This is a genomic window from Dendrosporobacter sp. 1207_IL3150 (assembly GCF_036763085.1).
GTDB lineage: Bacteria > Bacillota > Negativicutes > DSM-1736 > Dendrosporobacteraceae > JBAIYU01.
This window is the reverse complement of record NZ_JBAIYU010000019.1, coordinates 1-23,214: the sequence shown is the minus strand read 5'-3', so window position 1 is coordinate 23,214 and position 23,214 is coordinate 1. Positions and strand designations below refer to the sequence as shown.

The 23,214-nt window shown below is 39.9% G+C and carries 19 protein-coding genes; 7 read left to right on the top strand and 12 right to left on the bottom strand.

Translation table 11 applies throughout. From position 1 onward, the window contains the following. Window positions 1–38: 38 nt before the first annotated feature. The 5 genes from V6C17_RS10870 to galT form a co-directional block, all read right to left on the bottom strand. On the bottom strand, window positions 39–1,070 hold the full coding sequence (locus V6C17_RS10870; RefSeq protein ID WP_333522601.1) for a galactose ABC transporter substrate-binding protein: 1,032 nt from the start codon (window positions 1,068–1,070) through the stop codon (window positions 39–41). Window positions 1,071–1,161: 91 nt separating this feature from the next. Further along, window positions 1,162–2,376, bottom strand: a complete 1,215-nt coding sequence (locus V6C17_RS10865) for an ROK family transcriptional regulator (RefSeq protein ID WP_333522600.1) — start codon at window positions 2,374–2,376, stop codon at window positions 1,162–1,164. Window positions 2,377–2,421: 45 nt separating this feature from the next. After that, on the bottom strand, window positions 2,422–3,372 hold the full coding sequence (locus V6C17_RS10860; protein ID WP_333522599.1) for a hypothetical protein: 951 nt from the start codon (window positions 3,370–3,372) through the stop codon (window positions 2,422–2,424). Further along, window positions 3,362–4,531: a galactokinase gene (locus V6C17_RS10855; protein ID WP_333522598.1), complete on the bottom strand. Its 1,170-nt coding sequence runs from the start codon at window positions 4,529–4,531 to the stop codon at window positions 3,362–3,364. The genes V6C17_RS10860 and V6C17_RS10855 overlap by 11 nt, the downstream gene beginning before the upstream one ends. Beyond that, a complete protein-coding gene (gene galT / locus V6C17_RS10850) occupies window positions 4,521–5,519 on the bottom strand; it encodes a galactose-1-phosphate uridylyltransferase (RefSeq protein ID WP_333522597.1) in 999 nt (332 codons plus the stop codon). The genes V6C17_RS10855 and galT overlap by 11 nt, the downstream gene beginning before the upstream one ends. A 258-nt stretch (window positions 5,520–5,777) precedes the next feature. On the opposite strand from galT, the gene V6C17_RS10845 reads away from it, so the two are divergent. Next, entirely contained in the window at window positions 5,778–7,097 is a 1,320-nt protein-coding gene (locus V6C17_RS10845) for a hexokinase (RefSeq protein WP_333522596.1), read from the top strand. Between the two features lie 28 nt (window positions 7,098–7,125). On the opposite strand, the gene V6C17_RS10840 is transcribed toward V6C17_RS10845, so the two are convergent. Both V6C17_RS10840 and pgm read right to left on the bottom strand, forming a co-directional pair. Then, complete coding sequence (locus V6C17_RS10840) at window positions 7,126–7,698, bottom strand: hypothetical protein (RefSeq protein ID WP_333522595.1); 573 nt, start codon at window positions 7,696–7,698, stop codon at window positions 7,126–7,128. 203 nt (window positions 7,699–7,901) lie between these two features. Beyond that, window positions 7,902–9,554, bottom strand: a complete 1,653-nt coding sequence (gene pgm / locus V6C17_RS10835) for a phosphoglucomutase (alpha-D-glucose-1,6-bisphosphate-dependent) (RefSeq protein WP_333522594.1) — start codon at window positions 9,552–9,554, stop codon at window positions 7,902–7,904. A 196-nt stretch (window positions 9,555–9,750) separates the two neighbouring features. Here pgm and V6C17_RS10830 point away from each other — a divergent pair, with 196 nt between their 5' ends. The 3 genes from V6C17_RS10830 (at window position 9,751) to V6C17_RS10820 (ending at window position 13,019) form a co-directional block, all read left to right on the top strand. Continuing rightward, window positions 9,751–10,959, top strand: a complete 1,209-nt coding sequence (locus tag V6C17_RS10830; protein WP_333522593.1) for an MFS transporter — start codon at window positions 9,751–9,753, stop codon at window positions 10,957–10,959. A 247-nt stretch (window positions 10,960–11,206) separates the two neighbouring features. After that, a complete protein-coding gene (locus V6C17_RS10825; RefSeq protein WP_333522592.1) occupies window positions 11,207–11,521 on the top strand; it encodes a zinc-ribbon domain containing protein in 315 nt (104 codons plus the stop codon). Window positions 11,522–11,675: 154 nt separating this feature from the next. Continuing rightward, window positions 11,676–13,019, top strand: coding sequence for a DEAD/DEAH box helicase (locus tag V6C17_RS10820; RefSeq protein ID WP_333522591.1), 1,344 nt, complete (start codon window positions 11,676–11,678; stop codon window positions 13,017–13,019). Window positions 13,020–13,078: 59 nt separating this feature from the next. Here the strand turns inward: V6C17_RS10820 and V6C17_RS10815 are convergent, their stop codons facing one another. Next, window positions 13,079–14,017: a hypothetical protein gene (locus V6C17_RS10815; protein WP_333522590.1), complete on the bottom strand. Its 939-nt coding sequence runs from the start codon at window positions 14,015–14,017 to the stop codon at window positions 13,079–13,081. A 298-nt stretch (window positions 14,018–14,315) separates the two neighbouring features. Further along, the gene (locus tag V6C17_RS10810) at window positions 14,316–16,799 is read right to left on the bottom strand and encodes a diguanylate cyclase domain-containing protein (RefSeq protein WP_333522589.1); all 2,484 of its coding nucleotides are present in this window, start codon (window positions 16,797–16,799) and stop codon (window positions 14,316–14,318) included. A gap of 202 nt (window positions 16,800–17,001) precedes the next feature. Here V6C17_RS10810 and V6C17_RS10805 point away from each other — a divergent pair, with 202 nt between their 5' ends. Then, window positions 17,002–17,901, top strand: coding sequence for a DMT family transporter (locus tag V6C17_RS10805; RefSeq protein ID WP_333522588.1), 900 nt, complete (start codon window positions 17,002–17,004; stop codon window positions 17,899–17,901). Window positions 17,902–18,008: 107 nt separating this feature from the next. On the opposite strand, the gene V6C17_RS10800 is transcribed toward V6C17_RS10805, so the two are convergent. From V6C17_RS10800 to V6C17_RS10790, 3 genes are read right to left on the bottom strand one after another with little or no spacing between them, the layout of a single operon-like run. Further along, window positions 18,009–19,046 (bottom strand): electron transfer flavoprotein subunit alpha/FixB family protein, encoded by a 1,038-nt coding sequence (locus V6C17_RS10800; protein WP_333522587.1) that lies wholly within the window; start codon window positions 19,044–19,046, stop codon window positions 18,009–18,011. An 11-nt stretch (window positions 19,047–19,057) separates the two neighbouring features. Then, window positions 19,058–19,843 carry an electron transfer flavoprotein subunit beta/FixA family protein gene (locus V6C17_RS10795; protein ID WP_333522586.1) on the bottom strand — a complete coding sequence of 262 codons (786 nt, stop codon included), beginning with the start codon at window positions 19,841–19,843 and terminating at the stop codon, window positions 19,058–19,060. Next, window positions 19,843–21,006, bottom strand: a complete 1,164-nt coding sequence (locus tag V6C17_RS10790) for an NAD(P)/FAD-dependent oxidoreductase (protein WP_333522585.1) — start codon at window positions 21,004–21,006, stop codon at window positions 19,843–19,845. The genes V6C17_RS10795 and V6C17_RS10790 overlap by 1 nt, the downstream gene beginning before the upstream one ends. A gap of 203 nt (window positions 21,007–21,209) precedes the next feature. Here V6C17_RS10790 and V6C17_RS10785 point away from each other — a divergent pair, with 203 nt between their 5' ends. Together V6C17_RS10785 and V6C17_RS10780 are read left to right on the top strand one after the other, a co-directional pair. Then, on the top strand, window positions 21,210–21,656 hold the full coding sequence (locus V6C17_RS10785; protein ID WP_333522584.1) for a hypothetical protein: 447 nt from the start codon (window positions 21,210–21,212) through the stop codon (window positions 21,654–21,656). Window positions 21,657–21,830: 174 nt separating this feature from the next. Further along, the coding region (locus tag V6C17_RS10780; RefSeq protein WP_333522583.1) for a hypothetical protein at window positions 21,831–23,214 on the top strand (1,384 nt) is incomplete at its 3' end.

Genomic DNA, 23,214 nt, shown 5'->3' with positions numbered 1-23,214 from the left:
CGAAAAACCTCTGCTGATAGTTAGTTACGTTACGATTATTACTTAGCGTCATTCATATTCTGTTTAGTTATCTTTTTATATGCGACCCAAACATATTTACCATCTGTTAACTCAAAGCCGGTATTTTCTTTTGTAGGTACTTGCCCATTCGCTAGAACTGAAGCTATGTTAATAGTAGCTTTGCCTTGGTTAACAGCATCGTTTAAAACAGTTCCTAAAAGAGTTCCTTCTTCTAGAGCTTTTAACGCAGGTGCGGTTGCATCAACACCTACTACCGGAATAAATTTTCCGTCTTTAAAGTAGCCTTTAGCTTTTAAGGCTTCTATTGCACCTAACGCCATATCATCATTATTAGCAAAAACCGCTTCAATACTGTCGCCATGAGCTGCTAGAAAAGCAGCCATTTTTTCTTGTCCTTTAACTCGATCCCACATCGCGGTATCTTCAGCTACCTTTTGTACTTTGATACCCGCATCTTCAACTGCCTTTATCGAATATTTAGTGCGTAACTCTGCATCCTGATGGCCCGGTTCACCTTTAAGCATTACATACTGAAGAACTCCGTCTTTATTCTTATCGGCTGCTGGATTTGCTTTTAAGTAATCTACAATAAGTTGGCCTGAGATTGTTCCCGACTCCTCAGCTTTTGCCCCAACATAATAAACCTTATCCCATTTTGTCATATCTTCAGGCAGTGGCTCACGATTGAAGAATACAACTGGAGTGTTCGCCTTTTTTGCTTTATCAATAATAACTCCGGCAGCAGTACGATCAACAGGATTAATTGCTAACGCATTAACCTTTTTAGTAATGAACAAATCAACCTTATCATTTTGAGCAGATTGTGAATTCTGACTATCAACAATTTCTACTTTAGCTTTACCCTCTGCAAATTTTGAAATAGCATTGCGAACCCCTGTCATAAAAGTATCATCAAATTTGTAGATAGCAACGCCTACTGTCTGTTTGCCTGCAGTGGCGCCCGAAGGTGCTTGAGAATTTGAACATCCTGCTGTCAATAAACCAAGCAGCAAACCAGAAATAACAAGTCCTTTTAAGCCCTTTTTCACAGAAATTTACCTCCTCTTATTTTGGGTAAAGTTTTTAATATAAAGCAGAAGAGACTAAATAGTTTCTCTGCTTCACAACATTAGGAAACTACTACTGCTGATTAAGCATATTAAGTTCGGTTATCTCCGAAAAAACTAAGTCAGTTGCGCCCCTAAGCGTATTTTCTGTTGCCTTGTCGGAAAACCTTATATCCAGACCGCTATTACAACTTTCGAATGAACGTTCCCGTACTATCTGTTTAACCATGCCTTCTATATGCTTTCTTGCTCGTACAATCCCACCGGCAATAACTATAAGTTCAGGATTAAAAATATTCACCAAATTTGCTATGCCAATGCCTAAGTAGCGGGCAACTCTGTTTAGCATTCTAATTGCAACATCATCACCAGCGTCAGCAGCCTTGTATATTTGCTCTGGCTCAATATCCTCCAAATTTTCTCCAATATACTCTTTGACTAGTGTTGGCTGACCTTCTTTAATTGCTTTAATAACTAAGTCAACTAAAGCATTTTCGGAAGCCATTGCCTCTAAACATCCGTAGTTTCCACAGCTGCAGGCCGGTCCGGTAACATCAATAGTTGTATGTCCAACTTCTCCGGCACTATCATTAACACCACGATAGAGTTTTCCATTAAAAATTATCCCGCCCCCGATACCATGACTGACCTTTAGCATCACCATGCTCTGAGCATCCTTCACTGAACCGTAGTAGTATTCGCCGTTAGTTAACGCTCGTGAATCATTTTCCACAAAAGCTGGCAGACCAGTCTTATCTTCAATAATGTACTTTAGTGGTACATTACGCCAGCCAATATTGGGCGCAAATACCGAAATACCTTCTTTAAGTCGGACAGGACCTCGTACTATTACCCCTGCTGCCGCAACAGATACATCCGAGGACTGCCGACAGCTTTCGATTATTTTAAGCAGTAGTTTTAAGACTTCCTCTTTATTGCATTTTCGTATATCTTTTACCTGTTGATGATGGATAGTTAGTTCTGCATCAACCAAATAGCCCATAATCTTTTCGGATCTAATGTGTACCACAATGATTCGGGCGATATTCGGGTTTATTTTCAGGAGCACAGGGCGCCTTCCCCCATTTGATTCCCCCATCATGTGCTCTTGAATAATTTTTACTTCAGTTAGCTTGTTGATAATATTGGTTACGGCAGGAGGCGTCAAACCAAGTTGTTTTGCAATCTCAGCTCTCGAAATTTTTCCAAAACGCCGAATCAAATTTATAACCTGTGCATCATTTGTACCCTGCCCCAGTTTTACCTTTGCCGCTGAAATTTCACGCATAGCCTCCCCCCTCAAGCTAGGCTCAATAATTCAAATAGACTAATATTAATTATTCATTTCATAAGAAGTAAGCCTTATTTCTAGATACCATTCTTTTACTGCCCCTGGGCCCAATAAATCTATACTGTTTAACAAATAAGCGGTATCAAGCCGGTCAAAATACCCTGTGGCTGGCTCTAGGGCACAATTATACTCACCTTTAAAACCACCCTCATTAACCCAAACACCTAAATATGGCACTTTATCTACAGGAAATAATAGTTCATATATCAGTTGGTTGTTATTAAGAGTTATACCGGCAAAACCCTTAGCTTGTTTATCGGCAGCATAAAATTTTTTAGTTTTCTCTAACGAGCGTGAACCGACCCGATTTAAATGAGCCTCGATACCATTTATCCCCATGCTCACAGGAAAAGAATGTCTTGTTCCAACTGACCCTAGTATAGTGCTTTCATGAACGTTAATGACCTCGGAAACACCAGGCAGCATAATACGGGTAAATTCATCACAGGCAACCAGTCCGTGGAATGCCCATAAGCCGTATATTGCAGCACTTCCAATATTGCGGACTTTGTACGACATTCGAATAGTGCTTTTGTTTAATGAAATAGTCCGAAAAAAGACATAGGGAAGAGTTCGTCCTTCTACTCTTGCAGCCAAACCATCTTTATCTACGGTCACTTCCCACGGCAAACTCCAAAGTTCCCCATGGTCGGGCAATGTTATGCCAGTATAGTCACCTGTCGGATAGCTGCAAGGATCTATCGTGGGAAACATCTCATCCGCACCAGAAGTATCATACTCAGCAAAATTAGCCCCATAGTTTGCTAGTTGGTATTTGCCGTCTGCCGGCTGAAATAATACTTCAAATTGCTGGGGTTTGTAAAAAATCGAGGCAATCTTCGCACCTAATTCCGGTAGTATAAGTAAGCTGATAAGGCTATTCTCAATGCTATAGCAGGATAACCCTTTGTATATACCCCTCTTAATCTCCATCATAACCCTCGTATCTTACACCCTCAGATATTACGGCTATATAAAATTCCGCTGTTCTCCCAGTCGAATGCTTATAACCAGCACCAACAGAAGTAATAAAATCGTCTATCTTACCGTTTTCAACCAACGCAATTGCACAACCGCCAAAGCCGGCCCCAGTCATTCTAGCACCAATACAGCCTGGAGAACTTATAGCATGTTCAACAATTGAATCAAGTTCCGGTCCGGAAACTTCGAAATTCTGCTGCAGCGATTTATGTGATGCTATCATCGAATTACCAAAGCCAGTTAAGTCTCCATTACAAAGAAGCCTTACTGCTTGACTGACTCGTATGTTTTCGGAAATAACGTGCCTTGCTCGCTTCCTTATAGCTGGGTTTGTAATAAAAACTTCCACCTCATTTAAGTAAGCTTGACATAAATTTTCTATATGTCGATTTTTTCTTATCTCTGTGAAGGCTTGATCGCATTCCTTGCGACGTTCATTATACTTTGAGTCTGTCAATTCCCTTTTCTTATTTGTGTTCATTATTACAAGCCTGTATTTCTCAAGTACAAAAGGAATATAGCTGTAATTTAAGTTATTGCAATCCAAAAGAATCGCCTGATCTCGCTGTCCATGAGCGATTGTAAAATGGTCCATAATACCGCAATTCACACCAATAAAATTGTTTTCAACACTCCGACAGGATTTTGCTAACTCTACTCTATCCATTTTATCTTTTGAAAATGCATGCTGCAGCATAAAAGCAGTGAGGACTAAAATTGCGGCTGAAGAGGAAAGACCAGTCCCCTCAGGCAATTCGCCATAATACAGAATGTCGCAGCCCTTAAGTTCATACCCGTGATCTATTAGATATTTGATTATTCCTTTAGGATAGTTAGCCCATCCATCAATTGCCTCAAATGAAACTGGCTGATTAAGATCAATGGAAACAGATGATGACATATTCAGTGATCTAAAATTAATTATGCTATCTGTACGCTGGCGCAAAAGTCCCCAAATTCCCAGAGAAATTGCTGCAGGGAAAACATAACCGCCGTTAAAGTCGGTATATTCGCCAATGAGGTTAACGCGACCAGGAGCAAAATATCTTTTAATAGGCAATTTAGAAGGACCAAACATCTCTATGAACTTATTACCTAAATCAGCCTTCATCCGACGCCTCCTGTGCACTTACATATTTTAAGTAAGCTTTTCTAAGCTCCTCGGCAGTCTGTTCAACTGACATCGGATTGCAAGCAGCCCATGCTCCCATCTCTGAAGAAGCATAAAATTTCAGCTTATCAGCTTCCCTCAATGGAGTATAGAACTCTATATGAAAATGATAATAGAGGTCTGAATCCTGGTATTCATCACAGTTAACCGGGGTTTGATGAAAACACATCATATAGGGAAAAAGCCTATCGAATAAGTTATCAAATGCGCCAGTAACATTTTTTAACATTAACGCCAGCTCATATTTTTCTTTTTCCGTAAAACTTGTGATGTTAGCTTTATGACTCTTGCTGACAACAAAGACTCCATGTGGATAATCTGTAAAGAAGGGTAAATAGGCGATGAAGCTATCATTTTCAGCAATAAACCTTTGCTTAAACCTAATTTCCTCTTTGTTCATATCACATATTAAGCACTTGTTATTATCTTTAAAATATTGCTGACAGCTGTCGAGCTCTATTTTAATTTTTTGCGGCAAAAATGGATACGCATAGATTTGCCCATGCGGATGAGGCATGGTTACACCAACTTCCCTGCCTCTGTTTTCAAACTCAAGAATATATTTTACTTTCGGATCGCTGGATAATTCAATAAAGCGCTCCGCCAAAAGGCATATCAGCTTATAGATGTGTTCTTTAGATAATGAAGGTAAGGTTGCATGATGGTCAGGTGAATAAAGTATAACCTCGCATTTCCCATAATTTTGTTGAACCTTATAGGGTCCGTTTTCTTCTATATCTGGAATATCCGGCGTTTTTGTCAGAGCCGGAAAATCATTATTGTAAGAATAGACCTCATAAGTTTCTGGAACTTTTCCTGAACCAGGACAAAAAGGACACCAGTTACTCGGTAAATGCGGTCTTGCTTGTCGATTAGCAGCAACCATGGTCCAAGTACTAAGCATAGGGTTCCATCTAAGTTCAGCCATAACATCCCTCCAAGAGGCATTTAAAACTTAATAAATAACTTTATTAACTTCTTTATTAAGTTTTATGAAAAACAAGCGGTAAGCAGAACTTAATTCCTTTCAAATTTTTTCTTTTTTCTAAAATCCCCAAAGGTTTATTAAGTATTTCAATTAACGAAGGAATCATTTACCATTTTACCGTATAAATATAAATCAAATGTTTCTTCATATTTGTCTTTAAAATATAACTAATTGGCTAACTTCCGAGGAGGATGTGTCATGACTTTCGATGTTTTTTTAGCACGAGTCTATCAAGCCTTTACTGTTACAACTGAACAGCTTTTCATAACATCAAGATTATTTGACCGTGAAATTTCTGAGGGACTAGCTAATAAACCAAGTTCACTGGCGATGCTTCCTTCATATTTAACAAAGCCAACCGGACACGAACAAGGTATCTTTTTGGCGCTGGATTTTGGTGGGACTAACGTTAGAGCACTGCTCGTTGAGCTTAAAGGCTGTGGTAAATCGACAATATTAAGTCGCGTAGATTCCCCTTTAATAGATCCAGACGGGTACTATGACTATACTTTACCAACCGCTACAGCCTGCGAGTTATTCGATTTTCTCGCTGATAAACTTTCACAATTGACACAACCAACTCAAGAGTACCCTTTGGGCCACGCATTTTCTTTTCCATTTCGAATGACGGATCAAAACAATGCTGTGCTTTTATACTGGACTAAAGAAATTGCAACAGCTGATGTTGTCGGGAACAACATAGTTAATTTGCTAAATGACGCTTTTGCCAGAAAAGGCATAAGTAATATTAAATCTTCCGCTATTTTAAACGACTCAGTCAGTGCGCTTATGGCTGCAGCTTATCAAGACAATCGAACAGACATTGGTTCTATCTGTGGGACTGGCCATAACACCTGTTATCTTGAACCAAATCCTCCATGGTCTTCCGGACGCTCAATGTATATAAATATGGAATCTGGAAATTTCAACAAAGTGCCTGAAAATATCTACGATAGGCTTCTAGACGAAAAAAGCGACAGGCCTGGGGCCTATCGCCTAGAAAAAATGTGCTCTGGTCGCTACATAGGTGAACTACTGCGGCTAGTTATGCTCGATTTAATAGCAAATAAAGCCTTACTTAGTAATTCTACTGCTTATCTTGATGCATACTCCTTAACGGGAAAAGATCTTAATACTTTATTAACTGATACAACACCGCACTTAGAAAGTATTGCTCAATGGCTAAACCAATTGGGTTATAAAAACAGCAGCTTGAGTGACCGCACCTGCCTTCAGAAAATCGCCGCATTAATTACCCGTCGTTCAGCCCGTCTTGCCGCTTCTACTTATGCTGCAACGCTATTGCATATTGACCCTGAACTAAAGCAACCTCACGTTATTGCAATAGATGGCTCACTTTATGAAAAAATTCCTGGCTATGCTAATACTATCAAAGAGACTCTTTCTGAACTGCTGGGAACTCGTGCTTCTAAAATAACGTGCGAACTAAGTCAACATGGTTCTGGTATTGGGGCTGCAGTGGCAGCCGCTACAACGCTGTCATTAAAAAGATTTTGATTGATTTTTCATAAAAGCATGCTTTAGGCTAAAAGTTTCGATTAATAAAATTTACAGATACTGCGTGATATGCTGCAATTACCGAACCAATAATGTCTGCAATTAAATCTAAGTCAGTATCAATCAGGCTAGGCTGACCGGGAGGATAAGGATGTGTAGTACTGTCAACAATAAATTCCAATACTTCATATGTTGCGCCTAAACTTATACCCAGACCTACAATTAAAATAAATTTAAACAATGGTTTCACTGGGTTATTTAATAATTGCGCAACTAAAACATAGGTAAATAACGCAAAAGAATAGGAACCAAATAAATGCTGTGCCTTATCAAATAAAGTTGATGTTAAATAATATTCCAAATAGTATCCGAAGAAGCCATCGCTCAGTAATGTAATAACCATGGCAGTCCTTATGTAGTTACTCATTTCAAAGCGGATTTTGGACTCCAGATATATATAAACCAACCAAAAGGAAGACGTTGCCGCTATACCACGAATATAATTATAATTGCCTCTTTCAGCCACTAACATGATTATTAAAATTTGAGCTGCCAAGAATAACGCATCTATTGCCCTCTTAGCAAGTCTATTTTGAGTCAAAGCATACCTCCGAAATGGATCTTATTTTTAAAACCTATTGCACAATTATTATAACCACGTTTTAACAAAGACTTTCATAAAGTAAGCCTTGATTCAGGTGGAGTTTTAAGTCCATCTTAAGCAAGGCTTGGGCATCAGATAAATGATTATGGCCTAATATCTTCACGATATTAGGCCATAATCATTTATAATTAAAAATTAATTCATACTCCTGCAGCCGAAAAAGTATCATTTACAATTTGCTTTGCCTCTTCTTGAATTTGCTTTAAATGTAATTGCCCTTTAAAACTTTCAGCATAAATTTTATATACGTCCTCTGTTCCTGATGGTCTAGCTGCAAACCATCCATTTTCTGTACACACCTTTAGTCCGCCAATCTCGGCATTATTCCCTGGAGCTTTTGTTAACTTCGCTGTGATAGCTTCGCCTGCCAAGCTATCTACCTTTACTTGTTCTGGGGATAACTTAGCCAGCACAGCCTTTTGCGGAGAAGTTGCTGCTGCATCTATGCGCTCATACACAGGCGTACCATACCTAGCTGTCATATCAGAATAATGCTGGCTAGGGTCCCGCCCGGTCTTGGCGGTAATCTCTGCCGCAAGTAGGCACATTATAATGCCATCTTTATCGGTCGTCCACACAGTGCCATCTTTGCGTAAAAAGGAAGCTCCCGCACTTTCTTCACCGCCGAAACCATAAGAACCGCCCACCAAACCGTCCACAAACCATTTGAATCCCACTGGTACCTCAGCAAGTCTTCTGCCAATACCTGACGCTACACGGTCAATTATTGAAGAGCTTACTAAAGTTTTGCCAACCGCGGCATCCTTTCGCCAGCCTACACGATCTTGAAATAAATAGGAAATGGCAACCGCTAAATAATGATTAGGGTTCATCAATCCTGAACTGCGGGTAACTATCCCATGTCGGTCAAAATCGGGATCGTTACCAAAAGCTAAATCATATTTATCTTTTAATTCTATTAGGCCCGCCATGGCGTAGGGTGAAGAACAATCCATGCGAATCTTTCCATCACTGTCAACATTCATAAAACTAAAAGTAGGATCTGCGTGACCATTTAGCAGGTCAATATTAATCCCGTATTTATCAGCTATCGGAAGCCAATAGCCAAGTCCAGAACCACCAAGAGCATCTGCACCTATTTTAAGACCAGACGTCTTGATTGCTTCTAAGTCGATAATATTCTGCAAGTCATTTACATAAGTTCCAATATAATCATATTCGTGAACATTATCTGCTTTTAGCGCTTTCTCATAACTAGTACGCTTTATCTCTTTTAAGCCATTCATCATTAATTTATTTGCGTAGTCAGCTATCCATTTTGTTATGTTAGTATCAGCAGGTCCGCCATTAGGGGGATTGTATTTAATGCCGCCATTGTCAGGGGGATTATGAGATGGAGTTATAACTATTCCATCAGCAAGCCCATCCTTGCGACCTCTGTTATAATTTAATATAGCGTGTGATATACTTGGGGTTGGGGTATAGTTCATTTCTTTAGCAATCATTGTTTCAACGCCATTAGCCGCTAATACCTCTAATGTCGATATAAACGCTGGCTCAGAAAGAGCGTGTGTATCAAAGCCCAAGAAAAGTGGCCCAGTTATTCCATTCATTTGGCGGTAGCAGCAGATTGCTTGAGTAATTGCATATATATGATCTTCATTAAAACTGCATTTAAAAGAACTGCCCCTATGTCCCGAAGTACCGAAGACCACTTGCTGAGCAGGATCATTAGCATCCGGATGATTTGCATAGTAACAGCTTACAAGGCGTGGAACATTTACTAAAATTGACTGCGGCGCTTTATGGCCAGCTAAGGCATGAATCGTCATATAGATACCTCCGTAGGTCAAACCCATATTTTACCTTTTATTATTTCTATCTTTTATTCTTTATTTCCTTCAAACTTTTAGCTTAACTTCTTGATTATGGATTTTTGATGATATTCTCTAATCAACTGCACTTGCTGCAAAATTTCTCAATTGTTTTATATCTATTTTTAAAAATAACTTAATCGAGGATGGTTTTATGGAATTAGGAAAGTATAATCAATCTGCTTCGTGCGATTCTAATTCGACATTGTGGACTAATAATTTTATCCTAATATGCTTATTAAATCTCGCCGTAAGTATTCCTTTTCACAGTTTATTAGCCACACTGCCTATATATATCTCGGCTTTAGGGGGTTCAAAAGAAACAGTTGGTTTAGCATTAGCCTATCTAACCATCGCTGCTGTAATAATCCGTCCATTAACAGGGCTTTCTATCGACAGGCTTGGGCGAAAAGGCATCCTTATTATAGGTCTTATAATATTTGTAATCCCGATGGCTTCTTTCATTACGATAGTGCCCATCACTACCTTACTCTTTCTTCGGCTTGTTCAAGGCTTTGGCTGGGGAATATGCAGTACCTCAATAGGCACTGTCGCATCAGATGTTATACCTAAAAGCCGATTAGGTGAAGGCTTAGGTTTTTTCGGCTCTACTGCTAGTATTTCTCTGGCATTGTCTCCGGCAATTTCGTTATGGCTAATTGAAATACTGCCATTTAAAACTTTATTTATACTGTGTACTATCTTTACATTAGCTGCTCTTATGTTTAGCCTCGCAATTAAATATCCTAAAGTAGAAGTTAAGAACCCGCCTTCCAAAATTGTTCTTATTGAAAGAGCTGCTCTCAAACCTTCTTTAATTATGCTCTTAGTTACACTTACATATAGTTCTCTTTTGTCCTTTCTGGCCTTATATATGAAACAAAAAGGTATTCCCTCAACAGGGCTATTCTTTACGGCAATGGCTTTAACAACCCTTGCATCCCGCCCTTTAGCGGGCCGTCTGATCGATACTAAAGGTCAATACGGTTATAATCTTATAGTACTTTCGGGCATCGCCGCCATTGCAGCTGCAATGATAGCCGCAGTCAATATCTCAAGTGCAACAATTCTTATTTTAAGCGGGCTGCTTTATGGTGTAGGCTTTGGTTTTATCCAACCATCAATGCTTGCTCTCTGCCTTAATAGAGTACCTTCAACCCGTAGAGGTGCTGCAAATGCTACATATTGGACGGCATTTGACATAGGTGTAGCAGTTGGTTCAATAGTCTGGGGTATTATTGCTGAAACTTGGGGCTATCAACTAATGTTCCAACTTAATCTTATCCCTCTTGCTTTGGCGGCATTCTTGTATGTCTATAACAGCCGCCAAAGTTTATTGGTGTCGCCAGATCCAAATAGCTAGTTTTAACCTGCTTTGGCTCATTGATAAACGTACGCATTAACACAAATTTTTATGACGAAAAGCATTATTTTAAAAAAATTATTTTTCGGCCTTTACTTTTATTTAAAAGTATCATATAATAAAGGAGCCCAGTAATAGACTCAGCGAAATTTTCATTAGTCCTTCTCAATCTTTGTATGAGAAAGCCCTATGATCAATTCCAATACCTATTTAGGGTAATTAACTACTTTGGGGAGGCTATATTATAATGGCTCAAGACAAAAATTTAACATGCCGCGATTGCGGTACAGACTTCGTTTTCACTGCTTCAGAACAAGATTTCTTTGCGGAAAAAGGTTTCACTAACGAACCAGGTCGTTGCCCTGATTGCCGTGCAGCTCGCAAACAACAAAACAACCGTGGTGGTTTCGGTGGTGGCCGTAGCAACAACAGCTTCCAACAACGCGAAATGCATGATGCAACTTGCGCAGCTTGCGGAATTCAAACTCAAGTTCCTTTCCGTCCAAGCAACGATCGTCCAATCTACTGTCGCGATTGCTTCCAAAGCAACAAACGCTACTAAAAACAAAACTCCCCTGCTTATGCAGGGGAGATTTATATTTTATGACGTAATTTTGTTTTAAGTTTCTTATAATAGCTTAATTACTCAAAGTATAAGTAAACACAAGTCTGTACAAACTTTAACATAACAGTTATCTAAAATGAGGTATTTTAAAATGTCGACTGATTTTATTTCACTAGGTATTAGACCTGAAGTAAACGCATGCTTAAAAGATATTGGTATTGTCGAACCTACTCAAATTCAAGTAAAGGCCATTCCTGTATTACGCAGTGGCAAGGATCTTGTTGCCCAGTCTCAGACAGGAACTGGCAAAACTTTGGCTTTTCTCCTGCCGATCCTGGAAAGTATTGATTTGAACAAATCATATACTCAAGCCCTGATTATTACACCTACGAGAGAATTGGCACTGCAGATATCTAAAGAAGCCAAAAAATTAGCTGAAAAATTTGATATAAAAGTTGCCGCTGTTTACGGCGGTCATACCCTAGATAAGCAGATTAACCAATTGAGAGAAAATGCTCATATTGTAGTTGGCACCCCGGGCAGGATTCTGGACCACGTAAGACGGGAAACACTCAATCTCGGCGGTGTTACAAAACTCGTTCTCGATGAAGCTGATCAAATGCTGCATATGGGATTTCTAGAAGAAATTGAAGATGTGATTCGACGCACTTCCAGCAACAGACAAACTATGTTGTTTTCAGCAACAATCCCGGCCAAAATTCGTTCCTTAGCTGATAAGTACATGCGTCGCCCAATTGATATTCGTATACAAAGTCAAAATATTACGCTTGATGCAATTAACCAGATTATACTTGAAACTACTCTCGATAATAAGCTTGATAAGCTTTGTGAAATGATTGATGAATACCGCCCTTATTTAGCTATGGTTTTTTGCCACACTAAACAGCGTGCGATTTCTCTCGGCCTCGCCTTAGCGCAACGCGGATATCAGGTTGATGAGCTGCATGGCGATTTATCTCAATCGAAACGCGAACAAGTAATGCGCAAGTTTCGTGATGCAAAATTACAAATCCTAGTCGCTACTGATATCGCAGCAAGAGGATTGGATATCGAAGGTATCACACATGTATTCAATTACGATATTCCGCGCGATGCTGATACATATATTCACCGTATTGGAAGGACTGGCCGTGCTGGCCAGACCGGGACAGCCGTTACTTTTGTCGTACCAGGTGAGCAGCTATTCCTACGTCTTATTGAACAAGGTATCAACGCGTCAATTAAGCGGCAAAAGAGCTACAAAGCTAAAGAAGCAAATGACAAAACTTCTCTAAAGAAGTCTACTGGCAAGTCAACTGAAAAGAAAGCGATTTCGACCCCATACGACCCGAAAAAAAGCAAAACCAAAAGGGCCAGTGCCCATGGCGGAGCAAATCTCCGCAGCCGCCGCAAACCAAAAATAGAAGAGTCGGCAGATGCAAAAAAGCATTCCGGAGTTCGTCGCAAATCATCGGGACGCGGCAAATCATTGTAATATATAAACTAAGAAAAAAAGCAGTACGCCGGTTTTAGCCGGACGTACTGCCTTTTTTCTTAGAATGCGTAATTAAGAGTGGTTTCAAGGGAATTGAATTTATCACTTCCGTCTATGGCTTTCATATCCTTGTAGGCTAGACTTAAGGTAGTATTAGGTCTGAACTTGTAGTCATATCCAAAGGATACTCCCTTATAGCCATTATCGAAATCAGTACTTTCGTTTATATCACTCATTACTTCTACTTTGCTGTAATTTACTGAAAACGAATTTTTATCGTTTAAGTCATAGCTTACACCAACAACAAATGCTTTATTATCAGTATCTGCATCCGACTTTGTATATTCGCCAAAATATGTAGTATTGCCTTTGGTATAGGCGGTATCTACTGCCCAGTGATTGGTAGAAGCCGCACCGCCGGCACTATACTTAGCAAGTGTTGCACCCACTGTCCAATCTGCAGCCGGTTGATATGCAGCACGCACGCTGTATACCTTGTTATCGTCTACAGTTTCTTTACCAGCTAAGAAGCTTAGCTCTGTAACTCCCACCGCTGCTGTTGCACTAAGACCATCAAGCAGGTTACTGCTGCTGCCGATATTGCCATCAGTACTATATAACAAAGCTGTTGAACCAATAGTACCGCCTTGGCGTCCTAAGGTGTATGTAACATCAGTTCCCTTTATAATAAAGCCAAAACGGTCAATTGTCATAATAGATTTACGACCGTTATCCGTGTTAAAGTCGGCAGTAATATCATCACCATGATATCTCTGAGCTGCCAGTCTGGCATAAAAATCAGTGTTATCATCTAAGGCTGTTTTAGCATTCAGGATAACAGTATTTCTGGCGCCCTCGGATTTACCATCATTATCTGAGTCGTCCCACTGGTAGTGAACTTCTGCTGAGCCATCAAACTCAACCGGTGCGGCCATAGCTACTCCAATCGATAACGTCATAGATGCAGCAACAGCTGCGGCAAGCAATCTTTTTTTCATTTGTTTTGTCCCCCTTGTTAGTAGAAAATCTTCTGCTACAAAGCTGACTAATATTTGCGATAAGTGTCCACGTTTCCTTATCATACGAGCAGCCCGCAGCGAAATAAATATGTACATACCTAAGTATATCTGATATTGATTATCACTGTCAACCATATTAATACTCTTTTTCCAACTTAACCCTTGCAATCTTAGATCAATATTATCCTTAGAGTAATTAAAGTAGGATGATACAGGGAACTTCTGTATCATCCTACTTTTCATTCATATAATTTAAAATGATTCTCTTTATTACTATTTAATCCAATTTATCCTTTATCATCGAAATAAATATTTTTGTAATCATAGGGTCAAACATAGTTCCACTGCACGCTTCTATTTCCGCGAGCGCCTCCGCTGGCAATCTTGCCTTTCTATATGGACGTTCACTGGTCATAGCGTCATATGCATCGCAAATGGCTAATATTCTGCACTCTATAGGTATCTCCATACCACTTAGCCCAATGGGATACCCATTGCCATTCCACCATTCATGATGCTTTAAAATCCAATCCGCAATATGGTTTAGCTCAGGAGAAGCGATCGCAATTCGATAGCCAATTTCGCTATGCCTTTGCATAATTTCCTGCTCCTTCGGGTCAAGACTTTCGGTTTTAAATAAGATACTATCAGGTATACCTACTTTACCTAAATCGTGAAACTGAGCTAATAATCTGAGATCATGTATTTTAAACTCCGGAATGCCCATTTTTCTCGCTAGTTGCTCAATCATATTCTGCATGCGGTCAGCATGTCCTTCAGTAATAAAGTCCCGAACATGCAGTGCTTGCACCAGAGTTCGTACAATTGCACTTCGCGTGCTTTGACTGCGATGAAGTTTTTCTTTATACATTCTACTATCTGCCTCCTGTAAGGCATCAGAAATTCTCTGCCCGTTCTCGGCGATAGCATAACCGATCGAAAGACTTACCGTGAACTCATTACATGAAGAATTAAACTCACTAATTTTTGTCTGCAAGTCTTTTACCATGTTTTCGAGGATAATTTCATCAGCATACGGCAGTACCATACTAAATTCATCCCCACCCATTCTAGCTATAACCCCTGCTTGCGGAGTACAGCACCTTATCAGCTCAACCGCTTTTTTAAGAAGCTCATCGCCTCTCGCATGTCCGAAACTATCATTAACTAGCTTTAAACCATCTACATCAAAAACCAAAACGCCATAAGACCCAGATCCATTTCCCGAAACTTGCTCAATATAACGGTCAAAATATCTTCGGTTATGAACTCCCGTTAACGAATCATGATATGTCAAATATTCAAGCTGCCTCTCAGCTGCCTTACGTTCGGAAATATCACGGTAAATAGCATAGGTTCCAACAACACTTCCATCAACAATAATCGGATAAGCAATGACTTGAACATCAACCAAACTTCCGTCTTTTCTCATACGCACAGTTTCAGCCTGTACGTACTCCCTCCTGGCAATTTCTTCTAAACGAACCCCTTCTGCCCTAAGATTTTCGGGCACTACAACTTCATCAATAAAGCATCCTTCAATTTCATTCTTTTTATAGTTAAACAACTCTGTAAAGTGCTTGTTTACTAAAACAATCTTATTGTCTTGATCAAGTATTGCAATACTTTCAGGTGAGTTTTCGAAAAGTTGGGCAAAATACACCTTTTGCCTTTGAATCTCAGTTTCTGTTAAATCTCGCTGAATCATGAGATTTTTTAGTTTTTTTGCCATTATGACGAACTTACGATTGAGCTCACCAATTTCATCAGTTGAAGAATCCGAGGCACTTATTTCATATTCTCCTTTTTCAATCTCTGATACATTTGCTACCAGTCGTTCAATTCTGGCTACAAATCCTCTTGAAACTGCCGCACTAACCAAGGATGCCAAAATTATTCCTAGTAATGCAACAATTATAGTTGTCGCTTTGATAGGTCCAGCTTCATTGTTAAAGGTTTCCTCAGGCAAAAAACCGACTAGAGTCCAGCCTGTATCTGGTATTGTTATGGCACTAACGTAAGTACTGCTATCGTCGAGTTCTACATGAACAGATTTTAAATCTGTACGCATAAGCTTATTAAACCAAACAGAATTGCTGACATTTGTCCCGATTAATGATAAATCGCTATGCGCTAGGATGTTGCCTTTTGAATCAATTAAGATTAGGTAACCTCCAGCCCCAATATTAATATTCCTAATAATGTCAGATAGTTTATAAAGTGAAGTGTTTATGGCAACAACGCCTTTGAAAGTTCCATCTTCATAGATGGCTTTCGCAGCGGTAACCACGGTGTTTCCAGTAATCGGCTCAATGTGTGGTTCACCCCACTCTACCTCTACAGCCTGAATTGATGACTTATACCAAGGTATACTTCTCAATTCATTCTTGGCTGAGGGATTCCATGGCGGAGCAGTATATATTTCATCTTCGGCAGAAATATATACGATAGACCATATATTATCGGAATTACTCCGGTGTTGGTCTAGCTTATTAGTTATACGCCTTGGACTCCGTTCTGTCGCATTCTCGTTCAATGCGGCATCTTTAGCCAATAAATCTAGAGTTTTTTCTATATCTCCGATATAATATTTTATAAAGTGATTAGATGCATTTTCCATAGTTACCATCGATGAATTTTTAATGCGCTTCTCCAGCATACTTTTAGATTCAGAAAATGATAAAAAGCCTAAAAGTAATACTGGAAGAATAATCATAGCTATGGCAAACAAAAACATTTTTCGGTAAATATTCCACTTCAAATATATCTCTCCTTTCATGAAAAACTCCTATTGTTAAATTCGTGCCAAATCATATTTTAACCTGCTTTATAAGCCCTTTTTCGACATTATGCGTCATAAATATTTTTACAATTGTTAAGATCATAAGTTAACTTGTAACACGTAATTAGGCAGATAGTTAGAAGTCCGTTTTGTAGTAATTATCTATTGCGAGGTGTTTCGATTGTCTGTCCATATTATATTAGCCTTTGTTGCTTTTTTATGGGGAATAAACCCTCCCATTATGAAAATCGGCCTGCTATATATAGAACCAATGCCCTATAATGCCATACGTATGGTTTTGGCTTTAACAGCAGGCTGGATTGTATTGAGGCGCTTAGGCTGCTGGCAGCCAGTTATACGAGAATTTTGGAAACCCCTCATAGTATCTAGTCTTGGATTTTTCCTTTTTCAGATTTTCTTTACTCTTGGAGTTCAAAATACTACCGCCGGAAACTCCTCACTTATTCTAGGCTGTCTCCCAATCAGCGTTGCCATTATTAATCACTACCACGGTCTAGAAAGTATTAATAGGAAAATGCTGGTGAGCATCTGTATATCACTTTTTGGTGTTGTAATCATGATTGCCGGGACAGATAAGGAATTTAGTTTTTCTGGAACGCACGTTTTTGGTGCACTGATGCTACTTATAGCTCAGATGAGTTACGGATACTACACTGTTTTTTCGCGCCACCTAACTAGCACATATTCAGCTTATCAAGTAACTGCTTACATTTTGCTGATTTCTACGGGACTATTTATTCTAATATCAATTCCTTCAATTATGAATGTTGATTGGTCTACTATACCTTGGCCTGGTTGGGCAAGCATCCTTTATTCTGGACTATTTCCGCTTTGCCTAGGAAACTGTCTTTGGATTTGGGGTACAGGAATATTAGGCAGCACAAAGGCATCTTTATATAACAATCTTCCGCCTGTCTTCGCAGTTATTACTGGCTATATCTTTCTTAGTGAAAGTTTTGGCATTCTGCAATTTATAGGGGCATCAACAATTTTTGCAGGTCTATATCTCGCAAAGAGCAGCAAAACCGCTTCTCAACATGATAAGCTTAACGATGTATAGGCACATTGATCAGATAGTAGCTGATTTTACTAACTTACATATCTAAATAGAAACACTGTAATCTTTTGAAGATTACAGTGTTTCTATTTAGAATTAAAAGTGATATTTTACTCACCAAGTTTTATTCTTTTTATTTCGTCTATAAGAATAGGTAATATCTCTTCAACATAACCGACAATACCATAGTCTGCCGCTTGAAAAATTGGTGCATCAGGATCATTATTTATCGCAATTATTATTCCGCCGGGCGCCACGCCCGAAAGATGATGAACAGTACCGGATATTCCGCAAGCGAAATAAACTTTTGGTGAGACCGTTTTTCCACTTTGCCCAATTTGATTAAAAGCAGGCTGCCAGCCATAATCAACTAAAGCCCTAGAAGCTCCCATGGCCGCAACTAACACCTCAGCCAATTGCTCTATCAATTTGAGATTTTCGCGTTTACCGATACCCCGACCTGCGGCGACAATAATATCTGCTTCCTCCAACTTAACAGAGTGCCTATCAGTTTTTATAATCTCCAAAAGCGTCGTTCGGCTCTCTAGAGTCGTCAAAATATTATTTGGTACATAGATTATTTCGCCATTATCACGATAAACATTAGTTAGCCTTTTAAATGCACTTGGCCGGACAGTCCCCATCTGCGGTCTGCGCTCGTGACAATGAATAGTTGCCATAATGTTGCCGCCTAAGGCTGGACGAGTCCACGAAACAAGCCCGGTCTCCTTATCAATACTAAGTTCTGTACAATCAGCAGTTAGCCCTGTTCCTAAGCGGGCTGCAACTCGTGGGGCTAAATCCCGCCCGTTTTTAGTAGCCCCAATTATAAAAGTATCTGGCTTGTATGCTTCTAGAAGATTACTAATAGCTGTTGTATAAACATCTGTATTGTAATGGGCGAATTTTTCCCCTGCTATTAGATAAACTTTTTCAGCACCAGCCGCAAATATTATCTTTGCAAGACTTTCAACTTTTTCACCGATCAAAACAGCTGCTAGTTTTCGATTGGCTGTTTCGGCAAGCTTTCTGCCTTGCCCGAGCAGTTCTAGACTAACTTCTAGCAATTCTGTTTCAATAACTTCGCAATAAACCCAAATTTCCTGGGATATATTATTCTCTCTTGTTTCTCGTGAAGTAAAAGCCATTTAAATACTCCCTAAAAAATTCTTTCTTCTGTAAGCTTTCGAAGTAATAGCTCGACAGCCTCTTGGGCAGATTCTTTTTGAATAATTAAATTTTTCCCTTTGCGTTCTGGGGTAAAAATTCTAGTCACCCTAGTTGGAGAGCCCTTAATACCAACCTTTTTACATGAAATATTTATATCGTCTGCCGTCCAAACAGTTATATTGGCACGATGGGCTTTTATAGTATTACTAACACTAGGATAGCGAGGTATATTCATGTTTTTTAGTACCGATACAAGCAGGGGCAATTTAGCTTCAATCACCTCAAAGCCCATCTCGGTCTCCCGCGTTACCTTGAAAGCTGCTCCATCGTATTTTATTGAACAAGCCCAGGTAATCTGAGCTATTCCTAGTTGTTCTGCCAGTTGAGGTCCGACTTGCGCAGTATCACCATCGCTTGATTGACTACCGCATATAATTATATCGAAATTTCCTGCCTTTTTAATAGCATAAGCCAAAGTATAGCTAGTTGCTAAAGTATCAGATCCAACAAAAGCTGTATCACTAACGAGAATAGCCTTATCTGCGCCCATTGCTAAACAATCTTTGAGTATTTCTTTTGCCTGCAGTGGCCCCATAGATATTACTGTGATATTACCGCCGTATTGTTCTTTAAGCTGAAGTGCCGCCTCTAGTGCGTGTTTGTCATGCGGATTTATAATACTTGCGACACCTTGGCGTATTAGTGTATTAGTAGTTGGATCAAGCCTTATATCCAGCGTATCAGGCACTTGTTTTACACATACACAAATATTCATTAAAAACACTCCTGCTTAGGTAGTAATATAGCTTCCAGCATCTCACTAACATATCTGGCAAGACTTAAACAGCAGGTAATTCCCGGTGATTCAATACCGATTAAATTTACGAAGCCTGGTAAATTTCGTTCAATTTCATGGCAAATTATAAAATCACGCGGCGGACTTCCGCAAGGCACAAGCAGTCTTGGTCTCAATCCAGCAATGTCAGGCTGTAAGTCAGCTAGCTCTAAAAACGTTAAGTAAGAACTAACAGTTTTATAAAAGTAGGCTGCATTTCCGGGTTGCACACTATAATCAGTGGAAGTTGATGAAGCATAATGAGCATCCGGCCCAAGCCTTAGCCTACCCTTAAGGTCTTTAATAAGCGGAATACCAGGACCCTTTAATTCCCTAATGGAAACTGGAAAAATCAAATTATTCACCATGGCTGCCTTTCGATTAGTTATAGCAAAGTATTCGCCTTTACAGCGATAGATACGATATCCCGCTTCATCCACATTTATTCCAGCCATAGATGCGATTCGGTCGGCTGTCAGACCTGCCGCATTTACTAATGCCCGGCATGCCACAGAAGATTTATCTCCATTTTCGTCAATAAAGTCTATAATATATTCACTGCTTTGCATCCTTATTCCGAAAACTTCTTGTTTATATACAAGCATAGCACCATTTTGCTTTGCTCCTTGAGCTAGGCTTGCCATAAGTTTATGTGAATCAACTATACCGCTTGTAGGACAACATAAGGCTGCTTGGGCTTTTATATTTGGTTCTATTTTCGTAATGTCATCTGAGTTTAATAGTCTGGTTGAGGGAACTTCATTAGCAACTGCCTGTCTAAATAAGAACTCAAGCGTTTCTATATCCTTATCATCTTGGGCGATTATTAGCTTGCCAATTTTGTTATATGGTACTTTCCATTTATTACAGAATTCATATAAAAGACGGTTGCCTGAGACACATAGTTTAGCCTTTAAACTATCTGTCGGATAATATACTCCCGAATGAATGACTTCACTCGTACGACTTGACAATCCTTTGCCAAACGTAGCTTCTTTCTCTAATAGCAATATGCTTTTATCTGGCCAGCGTTGTGATAACTCATAAGCTATAGCTAAACCTATTACACCTCCGCCAATAATAATGCTATCGACCCTATCCATTAATCATCACTCCTACTAGCAAAACACCTATTTAGCAAACTGGACTTACATGTACAATCATATCTTAAATAGTTTATATAATTATTTGCTAGACAACAACAGTTTTCGCACTTGTACAGTATCAATTTTTAACGATTCAGTACTAATAATTAACTAACCAACTGGCTAATACTATAAACAATAGTAAGGAGGTTATGATAAGAATGATTAACAAACAAACTTTTCATGTCGCGATAATTTTTATGCTGATGCTAAGTGTATTTTTAGGAGGATGTTCAAACGTTAATCCAGTTGACCCGCAGCCTCCATATTCAACTACGCCGCCAGCTAACCAACCCCCACAGGGTAATGATGTTGTTGTAACTTATAATTACGGAGATACTGACAAAGTTCAACTATCTGCAAATAATGTTGTACTTAAAGTAGGTCAAAAACTTATCTTGCAGCCTGCTCAAGGACTTACCAAGAATACCCGTTTTACATCATCGGGAGAGAATTTTTTCGGAGATGTTATGAAGCAGGAAGTATCAGATAATAATAGCGGTAAAGCGGTATTCACTGCCATTAAAGCAGGTAAAGGTAAGCTTCAAATAATACCAAACACAACTGAAGTAGAAAGAGCTGTTGATTTTTGGGTAACAGTACAATAAAGATTCTATAGTTTTAAGCAAACAAAAGAAGCTAAATTCTAAAATTAGAGTCTAGCTTCTTTTGTTTGCTTAAATTTAAATAAGAATAAAGTAGTACAATATTGTCGAGAAAAGGAAATTACTGTACTTGCATAGAATTACTATCTCATCAATTAATTAACGGAGAGATACTTTATGTCTTCTTCTAATCACATGATGACACCAGATGAGATTGAAGCTTTGCTGGCTTCAATGAATACCGGGCAGGAGAACCTAACTCCACCTGTTGCCACCCCCCTTGAGCAGCCTAAACCTCAGAATCAAGCATCACCCGACGCAATGATGTCACCTGATGATATTGAAGCTTTAATCGCTTCTATGAACGTTGGGCAAGAAGAACAGTCTCCTGCTGCTTCAACAGCCCCTGAGCAGGTTAACCCTCAGCCGCAAGCATCACCTGACGCTATGATGTCGCCTGATGATATTGAAGCTCTAATAGCCTCAATGAACGCTGGGCAAGAAGAACAGGCTCCAGCTGCTGCTGCCCATGAGCAGACTAATACTCAGCCGCAAGCATCACCTGACGCTATGATGTCACCTGATGATATTGAAGCTTTGCTTGCTTCTATGAACGTTGGGCAAGAAGAACAGGCTCCAGCTGCTGCCGCCCCTGAGCAGACTAATACTCAGCCGCAAGCATCACCTGACGCTATGATGTCACCTGATGATATTGAAGCTTTGCTTGCTTCTATGAACGTTGGGCAAGAAGAACAAGTTCCAGCTGCTGCCGCCCCTGAGCAGACTAATACTCAGCCGCAAGCATCACCTGACGCTATGATGTCACCTGATGATATTGAAGCTCTCCTTGCTTCTATGAACGCTGGCCAAGAAGAACAGGTTCCAGCTGTTGCACCTGAGCCGCCTAATCCTCAGCCGCAAACTTCACCTGACGCTATGATGTCACCTGATGATATAGAAGCTCTCCTTGCTTCTATGAACGTTGGGCAAGAAGCTCCAGCTGCTGCCGCCCCTGAGCAGGTTAACCCTCAGCCGCAATCATCACCTGACGCTATGATGTCACCTGATGATATTGAAGCTCTCCTTGCTTCTATGAACGTTGGGCAAGAAGCTCCAGCTGCTGCCGCCCCTGAGCAGGTTAACCCTCAGCCGCAAGCATCACCTGACGCTATGATGTCACCTGATGATATTGAAGCTCTCCTTGCTTCTATGAACGTTGGGCAAGAAGAACAGGCTCCAGCTGTTGCACCTGAGTCGCCTAATCCTCAGCCGCAATCATCACCTGACGCTATGATGTCACCTGATGATATTGAAGCTCTGCTTGCTTCTATGAACGTTGGGCAAGAAGAACAGGCTCCAGCTGCTGCCGCCCCTGAGCAGACTGACCCTAAACCGCAATCATCACCTGACGCTATGATGTCACCTGATGATATAGAAGCTCTCCTTACTTCTATGAACGCTGGGCAAGAAGAACAGACCCCTTCTATTGTTGCAGCCCCTGACGCTATGATGTCACCTGATGATATTGAAGCTTTGCTTGCTTCTATGAACGTTGGGCAAG